Origin of the sequence: Colwellia sp. 75C3 (assembly GCF_002836255.1) — a bacterium.
Lineage (GTDB): Bacteria > Pseudomonadota > Gammaproteobacteria > Enterobacterales > Alteromonadaceae > Colwellia.
This window is the reverse complement of the sequence record NZ_PJAU01000052.1, coordinates 56088-70322: the sequence shown is the minus strand read 5'-3', so window position 1 is coordinate 70322 and position 14235 is coordinate 56088. Positions and strand designations below refer to the sequence as shown.

The window sequence follows — 14235 nt, the reverse complement described above, 5'->3', positions numbered from 1 at the left end:
AACAGTCCATCGCTCTACCAACTGAGCTATTGGGGAATAAACTTTTTTAACTTCTGTTTATAACGAAGTATAATGTGGCTCCCCAAACTGGGCTCGAACCAGTGACACATGGATTAACAGTCCATCGCTCTACCAACTGAGCTATTGGGGAATAAACTTTTTAACTTCTTTTGGTAAGGAAGTTAATGTGGTTCCAAGCTGTGCTTGATAACCAATTAGCGATATATGCTTATTTAAGAGAGTTAGTTAATTGCTCTTACAATAATCACTAATTTAATAATGTGGCTCCCCAAACTGGGCTCGAACCAGTGACACATGGATTAACAGTCCATCGCTCTACCAACTGAGCTATTGGGGAATCGCGTTAACCTCAGTGGCTAACGGGGCAGAATAATAAAGACCTGTGGCCTAAGTGTCAACACAAAAACAATAAATAATTGAAATAAATATCGTTTGCTGAAGATGTGTTCAGAAGAGGTGCTTTTACTATACTTATTGACTGTTTTTAGTACGCCACTCTTGCTTGGTTAATTTTCACTCTAATAAAAAGTTAATATTTAGTTATCCACTGTTCCTGTGGATAACTATGTGGATTAAAGTGTAAGTCTACGTTGCTTATGCGTTTTGATTGGCGTGGCTATAAGTCAACAGAAAAGAGGTATGTTTTTAATTGTATTAACTTCAATGACTTACCTTGTTTTTATGGTTTTTCTGATAAAGTGGTTGTTTTTTAATCGCCTTGTTTTTTGGATATATTAACTGTGCGTTGTTTTATTACATCATGACGCTACTATAACCCTGCGTGCTTTTCGTTAAGCACAAGTGTGAAGGGTATTTAAGGTACTTTTTGATAAACGACCTTATCTGATAATCTACGCTAGGTAAAAGTTAGTTAATCTCTTACAATGTATCGCTACATATTATTTACCCTGACTAATAGAACCACAGATAATATTAAATGACTAAAACAAACACGGCTCGACATAACAAGAAACAAATTAATCTCCTCGAAGACCCTGTTCCTAATACGCTAAAGCGTATGACCATTCCTATGATATATGGGATGGTTCTGCTAATGACGTTCAACTTAGTTGATACGTTTTTTGTTGGACTTCTCGGGACACAACCTTTAGCAGCAATTAGTTTTACATTTCCTGTTACTTTCACGGTACTTAGTCTTACTATTGGTTTGGGTATAGGTACCTCTGCCGTTATCGCTAAGTTTTTAGGGAAGAAGGATCCAAAGTCAGCAAAAAATGTTGCAACAGCTGCATTATATTTAGCAGCCATTATAGTCGCGTGTTTATCTACAATAGGCTATTTCATTACAGACCCATTATTCACTTTACTTGGTGCTCAGCCGTCATTATTGCCTTTAATCCATCAATATATGGATATTTGGTATGTCGGCAGTATTTGTTTAATTGGTCCCATGATAGGTAATGCCGTATTACGAGCATCTGGGGATACTAAAACACCTAGTATCATTATGGGTAGTGCGGGTCTCATTAACGCAGTACTTGACCCTATTTTTATTTTTGGTTTTGGTCCTGTTCCTGCCATGGGAATACAAGGCGCTGCAATTGCTACCTTAATTTCCTGGGTTTTTGGTTTAGGCTTTGTGTTGTACATATTAACTAAAAAGCACGATCTTATTCATACGACTATGTTACCGATGAAAGAGCTGATTTGTGCGTGTCGGCATATATTAAAGATAGGGTTACCTGCTGCAGGCGCTAATATGTTAACGCCTATTGCTGCAGCAATAATGACGGCAATAGTCGCGTCGTATGGTGAATCAGCTGTAGCCGCTTTTGGCGTTGGCTCAAGGCTTGAGTCGATAGCTTGTTTGATAGTGCTCGCCTTATCTATGACTTTACCGCCTTTTATTAGTCAAAACTTTGGAGCAGGTCAATTACAACGTGTAGAAGATGCTTACAAAGTTACCATAAAATTTATCTTAGCTTGGCAAATTGTAATTTATATCTTGTTAGCTTTTTGCGCACCTTGGATCGCGAGTGTATTCACCAAAGAGGCGGAAGTTGCCGAATTAATTAAACTCTTTATTTGGATACTGCCGCTGGGTTATGGTTTGCAAGGCATCGTCATCTTAACTAATTCATCATTCAATGCTTTGCATAAGCCAATGATCGCGTTGGGATTAAGTGTTGTTCGATTATTTGTTTGTTATTTACCTTTAGCGTATTTAGGCAGTTTACTTTTCGGCTTAGCAGGTCTATTTGCTGGAGCTTTACTTGGAAATATTTTAATGGCCATGATTTCGTACCGACTTTTTACGAAACAATTTGTGGTCAATGACTCCGGTTCAGCGGAGCAGGTCGTATGAAAAAGTTAACTATTTGTTCTGATTACACACCAAGTGGTGATCAACCAACCGCAATAAAGCAACTTTTAGACGGTATTGAATCGGGTTTAGCCCATCAAACGCTTCTAGGGGTTACGGGTTCTGGTAAAACCTTTACCATTGCTAATGTGATTGAAAAACTTAATCGACCTACCATGATGTTGGCTCCGAATAAGACTTTAGCGGCGCAATTATATGGTGAAATGAAAGAGTTTTTTCCAAGCAATGCCGTAGAGTACTTTGTTTCTTATTATGATTATTATCAGCCAGAAGCTTATGTACCAACGACAGATACGTTTATAGAAAAAGATGCCTCAGTTAATGAACACATTGAACAAATGCGCCTATCTGCTACCAAAGCACTGTTAGAGCGTCGTGATGTTATTATTATTGCTTCTGTTTCTGCCATTTATGGTTTGGGTGATCCTGATTCGTATTTAAAGATGATGTTGCATATTAGCCAGGGTGACATCATTAATCAGCGCGATATTTTACGTCGTTTAGCTGAATTACAATATAAGCGTAATGATGTTGCTTTTGCCCGTGCTACTTACAGAGTTCGCGGTGATGTTATAGATATTTTTCCTGCTGAATCTGACCGCCTCGCGCTACGTGTTGAACTATTTGATGAAGAAATAGAACGTATAAGCCAATTTGACCCACTAACGGGGCAAGTTGAAAGAACACTGCCTCGCGTTACAGTCTATCCGAAAACACATTATGCAACGCCTAGAGAGAAAATTTTAGCAGCAGTTGATAAAATTAAAGTCGAGCTCAAGCACAGATCTCAGCAACTCAAAGATAATAATAAATTAGTTGAAGAACAACGTCTTACTCAACGAACTCAATTTGATATTGAGATGATGACTGAACTTGGTTATTGCTCGGGTATAGAGAACTATTCTCGCTATTTATCAGGCAGAGATGAGGGGGGAGCACCCCCAACACTATTCGATTATTTGCCTGATGATGGATTACTCATTATTGATGAGTCTCATGTTACCGTGCCACAAATTGGTGCCATGTATAAAGGTGATAGATCGCGTAAAGAAAACTTAGTGGAATATGGGTTTAGATTACCTTCCGCCCTAGATAATAGACCAATGAAGTTTGAAGAGTTTGAAGCTATTTCGCCACAAACTATTTATGTATCGGCTACACCGAGTAAATATGAGTTAGAAAAATCTACGGGTGATATTGCAGAGCAAGTGGTTAGGCCGACAGGTCTGCTTGATCCTCAAATCGAAGTGAGACCCGTTGAAACACAAGTTGATGATTTATTATCAGAGATACATAAACGTCTACCATTAGACGAAAGGGTTTTAGCCACCACGTTAACTAAACGTATGGCAGAAGATTTAACGGATTATTTAGATGAGCATGGTATTAAAGCACGCTACTTGCATTCGGATGTTGATACGGTTGAACGGGTCGAAATTATAAGAGACTTTAGACTGGGGAAATTTGATGTTTTAGTTGGTATAAACTTACTTCGTGAAGGCTTAGATATGCCAGAAGTATCCTTAGTAGCAATTTTAGATGCGGATAAAGAAGGTTTCTTACGGTCTGATCGTTCTTTGATTCAAACTATTGGTCGTGCAGCGCGTAACCTCAATGGTCGAGCTATATTGTATGGCGATAGAATTACGGGCTCTATGCGGCGTGCTATTGATGAAACAGAACGACGTAGAGTCAAACAACACCAATACAATTTAGACAACAACATTACCCCTCAAGGCGTTGTTAGACGAATTACTGATGTAATGGGTGTTGGTAATTACAGTGATGCTAAATCACTTGATAAAGTTGCTGAAGCTAATACCAATTATCATATTAACCAGCAAGCAGAAGAGCCTTTACTTACTACTAAGCAAATTGACACTAAAATAGTCGAGTTTGAAAAAATAATGCAAGGGCATGCACAAAACTTAGAATTTGAGCAAGCCGCATTGGTACGTGATAAAATCGCAAAACTACGAATACAGCAACTATCAACTTAAGTAACCTATATTAAGTTACTTAAGCTCTAGTATTGAGTAATGACCTAGAATTGTAGCAACCGCATCACTGCTGCAATGGGTGAGATGACTAATATCTTCTATTATGCGGTCTTGAATATCGACAGGAAACAACATGAGTCGTTCCATATAAAGGTGAGCTTGAGTTTCATTATTTGAATCTATCATCTGCTTCAAACGTCGTGCTTGATACTTCCACGTAGCACTCATAAGACATCCTCAATTTTCTTTAACTTCTTATAAGTCTAGGGGGAAAGAGGCGTTACTGATATAAGATCTTTATCTTAAAAGCGTTTTTAAGGACGATTTTCATCTATAGAAAGATAAGTTATTAATATGCAGTGTATTAATATTTAGCGGTTATTTGTTTATTGAACAAAAAACCAATTACTTTCCGCAGTGAGGGCACTTTTTGTGGTGATTTACTTGCTTTAATTGTGCAATGCTTCGCTGAAAGTCTTCTGGATCAATCTCTAACTTATCAGCCAACAGAGCTAGTTCTTGATACTGCTCTTGGGCTATATAACCATTAGTTAAAGCCACCTTTATTTTACTATCAAGGTTATCTTTTCGCTCTCTAAGCTCTTCTCCAAATCTTGCTGCTAACATACCTGCCGGTAATGCAACTAATCCGACACCAATAAGCATAATAACGGTAGCGATTACCTTTCCTATTGGCGTAACGGGTACTACATCACCATAACCAACAGTGGTCATAGTCACAACAGACCACCAAAGAGAGCGTAGAATACTGCCAAAAGTTTCTGGTTGAATTTTACCTTCAATGGCATGCATTAAACTAGCAGCGATAACAATTAGAAATATCATCACCATCATGGCAGCGGTGATACTTTTTAATTCTTTAGCAATTACTGAAATGAATATATTAAAGCCCTTAAAATAATGGGTTAGCTTTAATAAACGTAATACCCGAATAAGGCGTAATGATCGCAAATCGATACTGAAAAACATGGCAATAATGAAGGGTAATATCGCAATAAGATCAATTAAGGCGATAGGAGACAATATATACTTAAGTCTCGCTTTATTCGGTGATAAGTGAGCGTATTCTTTTGCTTCAACACAGCACCACAAACGTATAAAATATTCACCACAAAAAATAGATAAAGAAATAAATTCAAATAGAGCAAATTCTACTGAATATTGTTCATGGTAGTTGGACTCTGATTCAAAGATAGCTGCAATTACATTAGAAATGATAAGTATAATCAAAAAGATATTTATACTTTTTGCCACAATACCTATTTTAGAGTGGCCTTCTAGCAACTGATAGGCAGTAGCTCTATATGATTGTGCTACTGGTTGAGTTGCTATATTTACATCTAACTTTGATTCAGTCATAGCGTCACTTTTAACTTGTTTTACCTGTAACTTAGCATTTTATTCGTATGTAATTGGATCAGTTACATTATTTTCTTCAAAAGCTTCTAAGCGTTCTTGGCATGAACCACATTTACCACAGGCTTTATCTCGTCCGTTATAACATGTCCAAGTATTACTATAATCTAGGCCCATCGATATGCCATCAGCAAGAATTGCTGTTTTATTAACCGTTAGGTAAGGGCTAAATATTTCAACACTTTCATAATTAGCAATTTTACAAACATCATTCATCTTTTCGACGAACTCAGGTCGACAATCAGGGTAAATAGCATGGTCGCCTGAATGTGCGCCGTAATAAACTTGTTCAGCACCAACGGATACTGCATAAGCAACAGCTAGCGAAAGTAAAATCATATTTCGATTAGGCACAATCGTTGATTTCATATTTTCTGCTTCGTAATGACCTTCAGGAATATCAATGTCATCTGTTAGGGAAGAACCAGCAAGTAATTGGTTAATAGCAGAAATATCAATTACTTTATGATTAACACCGAGTTCAGTACACACAGTGCTCGCGCATTCCAACTCCTTTACATGGCGTTGACCATAATCAAAGGATAACGCAAAGACTTCTTTGCCGTCTTTTCGAGCACGGTTTAATACAGTAAAGGAATCCATGCCACCAGAATAAATAACAACAACTTTTTCAGTCATTTGAAAGCTCTCTTAATTGATCTAAGGTATAATAATAAACAACTGTTATTTTACTTGAAATAAGCAACAGGCTAAAGCAGAAAGTGAATACCACGCCGAATAATACCAAACGGATTAATTTATTGGTCAGCTTAGAGCTATATTAGCGAGCTTAAAACAAGCAAAATGAGTTAAACATAGTTATTCTATATTTCATTCATTTTGTGATGTTATCAGTTTGCTAATTAGCTCCCAAAGGGCGAGTTTAAAAGGCTTACATGCGGCGTTATTGATTTTGACAAGGGAATAACCATTCTCGTCAATCAATGCCTTACCTCTAAGCCTTTTAATTCTCGCTAAGTGATCAATAAATTAGTCCGATTGGTATGAAATAAACCACCATGCAGAAGAGAAAACCATAACACCAATGAACTATAAAATTAATGAACTTTTTGAAACGATTCAAGGGGAGGGTTCCTTTACGGGCCAGCCGTCAATTTTCATCCGATTACAAGGTTGTCCTGTAGGGTGTTCGTGGTGTGATACCAAACATACTTGGGATATTGAACTTAAAGATCAAGTTACTCCTGACGTTATGTTTAATAAAACAGCAGAAACGGTGCAATGGTCTAATTTTACAGCCGAAGATATTCTAGCGTTAGTGAAAGATAAACAATTTCGAGCAAAACATATTGTTATTACTGGCGGCGAACCTTGTATGGTTGACTTAACGCCATTGTGTGAAACCTTTGAACAACAAGGGTATAGTACGCAAATTGAAACATCAGGCACGTTTGAAGTTGTCACCACGGAAAAATGTTGGGTAACAGTTTCGCCTAAAATCAATATGCGTGGTGGTTATGAAGTATTAGCAAGCGCTATGTTACGTGCTAATGAAATAAAACATCCGGTGGCGACAGAGCAACATGTTGACGACTTAAAGGCGCTATTGGCAAAACATCACATTGAAAATACCCCAATATATTTACAACCGATTAGCCAAAAGCAACGAGCAACTGAATTAGCTATTGAAACATGTATCGCTAATAACTGGCGTTTATCAGTGCAAGTTCATAAATATATTGGTATTGAATAAAAAATATCAGTAATACCATTTGGATTAATTAAGGTTTCAGAATTTAATGAGAATAAATTTTCAAGAACAAGGCGCTTGATTGAGCAATAGCTGGCTATTGGAATTGAAAGCAACGACGTTATTGGATATTTAGCCCATTTGAAAATGATCACTTACTTAGTGCAATTGGTATAACTTAACTCGCAATCACTTTGGGTACCCGTTTTGATACGCGAGTTAATAATTCATAATTAATGGTATCGCTGTTTTGAGCAACGGTATCAATACTTATATTCTTACCCCATAATTCAACAGTATCCCCGATTATAATATTATCTACATCGGTATTATCTACATCGGTATTATCTACATGGGTGTTATCTAAACCGGTATTCGTTAAATCGCTATTATTTAGATCCGTAATATCTACAGTGACCATATCCATTGAAACTCGACCAACCAGCGGAGCAATAGCACCCTTGATGAATACAGGTGTACCTGCTTTAGCATTACGCGGGTAACCATCAGCATAACCAATGGCAACGGTTGCTAGAATCGTTTCGCGTTGAGCTTGCCAAATGTCGCCGTAACCAACATATTCACCTGTTTTTACAGTATGTATAGCAATAATCTTTGCTTGTAAGGTCATCACTGGAATGAGTGGTTGGCTTAATGGAGTATCACCAATAGGAGAAATGCCATAAAGCGCTAAACCTAATCGGGTATGATCGCCATGACTTGTTGGCCAATTTAAAATACCCGCAGAGTTAGCCATACTAAATTTACAGTGATATTGTGAAACCAACTTCTTTAATTTAGCCAGTTGCTCTACAGGTTTAGTGCTATTAATCTGTTCAGCCGTTGAAAAATGTGAACACAGAACCAATTTTTTTCTTTGTTGAGTGGTTAATTTCGACATGATGTCGTCAACTTGCTCAACTTGGAAACCTAAGCGGTTCATTCCTGTATCTACTTTTAGCCATACATCCCCAGAAAACTCAGGATTCATAGCGCTCAGCCATTTAATTTGATAGTCACTGTGTAGCATAAGAGAGAAATTATTCTCTACCGCTATCTCAAAGTCACTTTCTTTAAAAGGTCCTTCAAGAATGAGTATTGTGTTATCAATGCCATCACTTCGCAGTGCTAACGCTTCATCAATAAAGCCAACGGCAAAAAGATTAACGCTAGTGCTTAAAGCACTAGCTACTTTAGTGGCATCATGGCCATAGGCATCTGCTTTAATAACTGCAATGGTATTACTATTGCTCGCGAGATTAGCGATATATTGATAGTTTTTAACTAGGGCGTCTAGGTCGATAACTGCTTGGGTAAGTCTGGAAGTATGGTTCATATCTGTGGCTGATAATTTACTGATGAATGATTATACCAAGTTGATTAAGTTCTTTCCCACTCAGCGAGAGTTAAAGGGTTTAGAGGCAAGGCATTGATTGAATAGAATGGTTATTCCCTTCTCAAAATCAATAACGCCGCATATGAACCCTTTAAACTCGCCCTATGGGAGCATACCCAATGCCCACTAACATCGTTAAATTTATTTGGTTTAGAATGACTAGACCTAAACAAATTTCCCTTGTTATTGAACATTGATCACAGCTCTGAGCTGGGAAGAAATTTAATCAAATTGGTATTACTGATAAATAAAGACGGAAAATAAAAATTATTCGACAATCAAAAAGGTCGTTAATTTCTTTATATATTAATACTGTTCAGTGTACCATGATAAATATTATGCGCCTTAGCTTAATTGTAATATTTATGGTTAAGAGACGAGCGTAATTAGCTTTACTTAAAGTTAATTACGCAGATAAATAGGCCCTCAAACCATCACGAGAGAATTTAATGGATACGCAAGTAGACTTAGTTAATGAATTAAAAAACATTACCACCGAAGGACAAAATCCTAATACCTTAGATATAGATTTACTTGATTCATTAGGCGTACTTAAAAAAATAAATACGGAAGACCAAAAGGTGGCAGCCATAGTCGGTCAACTATTACCTGAAATAGCAAAAGGGGTAGATTTTATCGTCGATGCTTTTGCTTGTGGTGGTCGTCTTATTTATATCGGTGCAGGTACCAGTGGCAGATTAGGTGTACTTGATGCGGTTGAGTGTCCGCCTACTTTTAGTGTGTCGAGTGAACAAGTTGTCGGTATTCTTGCTGGAGGCGCTGGCGCTATGTATAAAGCTGTTGAAGGAGCAGAAGACAATAAACAGTTGGCCATTGATGATTTACACGCAATCAACTTATCTAGTAAAGATGTTTTAGTGGGAATAGCTGCTAGTGGGCGTACACCGTATGTGTTATCTGCAATGGCCTTTGCCAAAGAGCAAGGTGCTAAAGTTATCGGTATCAGCTGTAGTGTTAACAACATTTATGCGCAAAGTAGCGATGTTGATATCTGTGCGGTAGTTGGAGCAGAAGTATTAACCGGCTCTACGCGTATGAAATCAGGTACCGCACAAAAGCTTATTTTAAATATGCTCAGCACTGCCAGTATGATCCGCAGTGGTAAAAGTTATCAAAACCTTATGATTGATGTTAATGCCAGTAATGAAAAGTTATACGCACGTGCGGTTAGAATTGTAATGCAAGCAACAGAATGTGATTTTGTCACCGCAGAGCAAGCGTTAAAGCAAGCAAATAATCAAACCAAACTCGCTAGCTTAATGGTGTTAACCGGACTAAATAGTACTCAAGCGAAAACCGCGTTAACCAGTAATAATGGCTTTTTACGCAAAGCTGTTGAGCAGCAAGGTTGTTAAGGTCGCACCGATGAAGTTAGCTATTATTATCAAAGCAATAATCCTATTATTTACCTTAAATATATACTGTTTTAGCTTGCCTGCTGGCGCTAGTGCTCGTACCGAAAACCGAATAACTGTGGGGGCGGAGCAAATTGAAAAATATTTACCGCAACTAAAAGGAAAAAATATCGCGTTAGTGGTCAATCAAACTTCTAACGTATTCGATGAACATTTAGTGGATGTATTGTTAAAAAATAATATCGATATCAAAATGATATTTTCGCCTGAACATGGTTTTCGTGGTAATAGAGATGCTGGTGAAAAATTTGAATCAAGTGTTGATACTAAAACCGGGATACCGCTGGTGTCACTTTATGGTAAAAACCGTAAGCCTTCATTAAGCATCATGGAAGATCTCGATATTATTGTTTTTGATATTCAAGATGTAGGTGTGCGCTTTTATACTTACATTAGTACTATGCATTATATGATGGAAGCTGCAGCTGATGCGGGTGTAGAATTTATCGTTTTAGATAGACCTAACCCCAATGGTTCTTTTGTTGATGGTCCTATACTGGAAAAAGAGTTTCGTTCATTCGTTGGCATGCATGCAATCCCGTTACTACATGGCATGACTGTCGCAGAGCTAGCATTAATGATTAAAGGGGAAGGTTGGTTAGCAACTGAAAAAGAACTAGCTCTGAGCGTTGTTAAAGTAAAAAATTACCAGCGATTTTTAGCGTATAGTTTGCCAACAAAACCGAGCCCTAATCTACCTAATGCACAATCAATTTTTTTATACCCCTCACTGGCTTTTTTTGAAGCAACGCCAGTAAGTATAGGCAGGGGAACACCTTTTCCGTTTCAGGTGATCGGTCATGATAATATAACCATTGGCGACTTCGACTTCACACCAGTGTCGACATCGGGGGCTGCGAGTCAACCTAAATTCATGAATATAAAATTACAAGGAGAGGATCTTCGCCACATTGATAGTCACGGATTAAATTTACATTTTATCCTGCACTGGTATAAAGCATTTGCAGATAAAAAGATGATGTTCTTTAATAGTCCCAAATTTATGGATAAATTGGCAGGCACAGATAAATTAAGAAAGGCGATTATTGCAGGGCAAAGCGCTGAGCAAATTAAATTAAGTTGGCAATCGGGTCTTACTGAATTTAAGCAAACGCGAAAGCCTTATTTGTTATATCACTAATACTCAAGTTAGCCGCGTTAGTTAAGTAAGGATTTGATATTAAAACTTAAGCGGCGGCTGTTCTATTGCTACCGGTATTTTTTGCTTTATATAGCGCTCTATTTGCACGAGAAATTAAATCATTAAGATCTTCATCATGCATTTGTGCAACACCGGAACTACAGGTTATTTTAATCTCATTTGGCCAAGCATTGTCCTGTATCGCTTTTCTGATTTTATCAGCAACATCAACCGCAGGGGATATTACCGTATCAGGGCATACTAATAAAAACTCTTCAGCATTCCAACGGGCCAAGGTATCGCTAGAGCGGCAAGTACTATTAATTTTATTGACAAATTGTCGTAAAACTTCATCTGCTTTATTCTTGCCGTTTTTTGAATAAAGCTCTTCGAAGTAATCAATACTAATAAAAATAATACTTAAATTCTTTAAATCGGTTGGCGCTAACTGATCAAAACATTTTCGTAAGCCAATACGGTTAAGTGCACCTGTTAAAGGGCAACTCATGGCACCAAATTTAATCGTCTGTGTCAATTTTTCAGGTACCTCTACCTTTACTTTTACCGCGGTTCTAAAACCTCTGATGACATAGCCTAACGCTATGCTCCATAGCATGATCAGCAGTGAAGTCAGTGTTATTGTACTAATATATTGACCTTTTAACTCAATGCGTTCAATGGTTAGTTTATAGTTACCCTGCTGGACTTGTGTACTGGGTGCTATGACAATGGAATGGATATTTGAAAAGTCAGTACCGCCATGGGTTAGCGTTAAATTATGGCTGTTATGCCACCATTGAGGGATAGAAAAATCATTCATCTTCAGCCAAACAGGATTAGCCACGTATGCTTCTAGATACTGCAAGCTGTTAGGTTTTAATATCACTTCATTCTCTTTAGTAGAGTAATCATGATTGAAGTTTCGTAACTCAATGCGCGTACCCGGTTGTGTTGGATGTTTATGTTTTATCCATAAACCAATTTGTTCATAATTAGATAAATCTACTCCAGCAAAAGATGCTTGTTTTTTTAAATCTTGTAAGTCTATGATTAGCTCACAATAGGGTCGATCTAAATGTGATTTTGTTACTTGGCAGCTAAATTCAAGGCCATGATTCGTTTTCACCACCCTTGCTACCGATGCACCTAGCACTTCTCGATCATCGATAACGTTAACAGTAGCCGAATTTAAATTGATTATTTTATGCTTTTCTAAGTTGAGAAGCAGTAAGGCTAAGGTGATTAAGGTTAAAAATACCAATAAAATAGAGGCATAAAACCCTTTGCTTCGTTGATTATCCTTCGCTACTTTCATAGAAAAACCATCCATTAAAGACTGTGAACTTATTTAAGTATCTAAATCAAAGTAAAAGCGCATTAAAACTGAGTCAAAACTGCAATAAAGTTAAATTAACGTGAATTTATTGGATTGAGATATTAGAATTTTAAAATAGGTGCTACTTTAAAAGTAATACAGCATTAGCAATAATACCAATCGGACTAAGTTATTGATCGCTTTATGAGAACTTTAAGGGCCTTTATATTGATAAATATTATTATCAATTACAGCGGATAGTAAGCTATTGGGAAACTTATACCTCGCAGATCAGCGTAAACAGTACTATGTTATTCAAGGAGACTTCAAATAAAAAATAATATCGAGAGATTAGTGTCAATTTAATGTTGATAAATTTATTTGCAACAAAAATTGTACAAGATTTTAATTATTGACTTATTAAACAGTGAAACTGCAGCTTCCCAGTTTGAAAGTAAGTCGGTAAACTTTCAAACATTAAGTCCCCTTAAACTAGTAATACATTTTATATGCAAAATACTGAAATATTTAACTATTCAACAAAAAAAATCAACAAAGTCAGCTATGAATTTTCCCGGGAAGATACCGGTGACGTGTCAGCAAATAATCTAACCAAGTTGAGAAGAAAAGCCAGCGAAGATATTGTTATTGTTGAACAACCTTTGCAGATTACTTTATCTTGGTTAGAGCAAGGCATAGTAAAAAACAAAGTGTTTACTATTACTATGCGTACACCCGGGTATGATTACTTTTTAATTATTGGTTTGTTGCATAGTGAAGGGGTAATAAAACAACTTAAGAATGTTGAATCAATAAAACTAGAATCAGAAGATGTTGCTGGCGAAGGTAAATATAATGAATGGTTGGTCAAGTTCACTAAGGGTTTTATCCCCGACTTATCATCACTAGATCGATATATGATGAGCTACTCTAGTTGTGGACTTTGTGGCACTACATCATTAAAAACACTGCAATTAAAGACGGACATAAACTTATCGCATAGCGATCATAAAAATGGGCTTGCTGCGCAATCAATACTGTTATTGTCAGATAAAATGCGTAGCGAACAAGGACTCTTTGACCAAACAGGTGGGGTACATGGCGCAGCATTGTTTGATAGTAAGTTAAATATGCAGCAACTCTATGAAGATATTGGTCGTCATAACGCAGTCGATAAAGTGGTAGGCGCTTTATTAGCGTCGGATAAATTCAGCGAAGCTACACCTTTATGGATATTACTGGTTAGTAGTCGAATCAGTTTTGAAATTGTACAAAAAGCCATTATGGCGGGTATTAGTGTCTTAGTTGGGGTTGGAGCACCTTCTGATCTCGCAATACAAGCAGCCAAGCAATTTGACCTAACTTTGATAGGCTTTGCCAGTAATAAAGGCTTTAATGTTTATCATGGTGATTGGCGCTTAACTAATTAGGGCT

Annotated in this window: 11 protein-coding genes and 2 tRNA genes; 6 read left to right on the top strand and 7 right to left on the bottom strand. The window is 37.2% G+C overall.

Annotated elements, in window-relative coordinates; genetic code table 11:
• Positions 1 to 75: 75 nt before the first annotated feature.
• A tRNA-Asn gene (locus CXF85_RS12355) sits at positions 76 to 151 on the bottom strand.
• A 131-nt stretch (positions 152 to 282) separates the two neighbouring features.
• Positions 283 to 358, bottom strand: a tRNA-Asn gene (locus CXF85_RS12350).
• Between the two features lie 600 nt (positions 359 to 958).
• Between CXF85_RS12350 and CXF85_RS12345 the strand changes: the two genes are divergently transcribed.
• Positions 959 to 2347 carry an MATE family efflux transporter gene (locus tag CXF85_RS12345; protein ID WP_101228901.1) on the top strand — a complete coding sequence of 463 codons (1389 nt, stop codon included), beginning with the start codon at positions 959 to 961 and terminating at the stop codon, positions 2345 to 2347.
• A complete protein-coding gene (gene uvrB / locus CXF85_RS12340; protein ID WP_101228899.1) occupies positions 2344 to 4365 on the top strand; it encodes an excinuclease ABC subunit UvrB in 2022 nt (673 codons plus the stop codon). Before CXF85_RS12345 ends, uvrB begins: the two co-directional genes overlap by 4 nt.
• Positions 4366 to 4380: 15 nt before the next feature.
• On the opposite strand, the gene CXF85_RS12335 is transcribed toward uvrB, so the two are convergent.
• From CXF85_RS12335 to queC, 3 genes are all read right to left on the bottom strand, one after another.
• Positions 4381 to 4593: a hypothetical protein gene (locus CXF85_RS12335; RefSeq protein WP_101228897.1), complete on the bottom strand. Its 213-nt coding sequence runs from the start codon at positions 4591 to 4593 to the stop codon at positions 4381 to 4383.
• A gap of 177 nt (positions 4594 to 4770) precedes the next feature.
• Positions 4771 to 5745, bottom strand: coding sequence for an ion transporter (locus CXF85_RS12330; RefSeq protein WP_101228896.1), 975 nt, complete (start codon positions 5743 to 5745; stop codon positions 4771 to 4773).
• A 39-nt stretch (positions 5746 to 5784) separates the two neighbouring features.
• A complete protein-coding gene (queC, locus tag CXF85_RS12325) occupies positions 5785 to 6441 on the bottom strand; it encodes a 7-cyano-7-deazaguanine synthase QueC (RefSeq protein WP_101228894.1) in 657 nt (218 codons plus the stop codon).
• A 406-nt stretch (positions 6442 to 6847) separates the two neighbouring features.
• Here queC and queE point away from each other — a divergent pair, with 406 nt between their 5' ends.
• The gene (gene queE, locus CXF85_RS12320; protein WP_101228892.1) at positions 6848 to 7516 is read left to right on the top strand and encodes a 7-carboxy-7-deazaguanine synthase QueE; all 669 of its coding nucleotides are present in this window, start codon (positions 6848 to 6850) and stop codon (positions 7514 to 7516) included.
• Between the two features lie 175 nt (positions 7517 to 7691).
• Here the strand turns inward: queE and alr are convergent, their stop codons facing one another.
• A complete protein-coding gene (alr, locus tag CXF85_RS12315; protein WP_101228890.1) occupies positions 7692 to 8849 on the bottom strand; it encodes an alanine racemase in 1158 nt (385 codons plus the stop codon).
• 509 nt (positions 8850 to 9358) lie between these two features.
• Between alr and murQ the strand changes: the two genes are divergently transcribed.
• Both murQ and CXF85_RS12305 read left to right on the top strand, forming a co-directional pair.
• Entirely contained in the window at positions 9359 to 10285 is a 927-nt protein-coding gene (murQ, locus tag CXF85_RS12310; RefSeq protein ID WP_101228888.1) for an N-acetylmuramic acid 6-phosphate etherase, read from the top strand.
• A 10-nt stretch (positions 10286 to 10295) separates the two neighbouring features.
• Positions 10296 to 11486, top strand: coding sequence for an exo-beta-N-acetylmuramidase NamZ family protein (locus CXF85_RS12305; RefSeq protein ID WP_101228886.1), 1191 nt, complete (start codon positions 10296 to 10298; stop codon positions 11484 to 11486).
• 46 nt (positions 11487 to 11532) lie between these two features.
• Here the strand turns inward: CXF85_RS12305 and CXF85_RS12300 are convergent, their stop codons facing one another.
• The gene (locus CXF85_RS12300) at positions 11533 to 12801 is read right to left on the bottom strand and encodes a GGDEF domain-containing protein (protein ID WP_101228913.1); all 1269 of its coding nucleotides are present in this window, start codon (positions 12799 to 12801) and stop codon (positions 11533 to 11535) included.
• A 509-nt stretch (positions 12802 to 13310) separates the two neighbouring features.
• Between CXF85_RS12300 and CXF85_RS12295 the strand changes: the two genes are divergently transcribed.
• Positions 13311 to 14231 carry a formate dehydrogenase accessory sulfurtransferase FdhD gene (locus CXF85_RS12295; protein WP_101228884.1) on the top strand — a complete coding sequence of 307 codons (921 nt, stop codon included), beginning with the start codon at positions 13311 to 13313 and terminating at the stop codon, positions 14229 to 14231.
• Positions 14232 to 14235 lie beyond the last annotated feature (4 nt).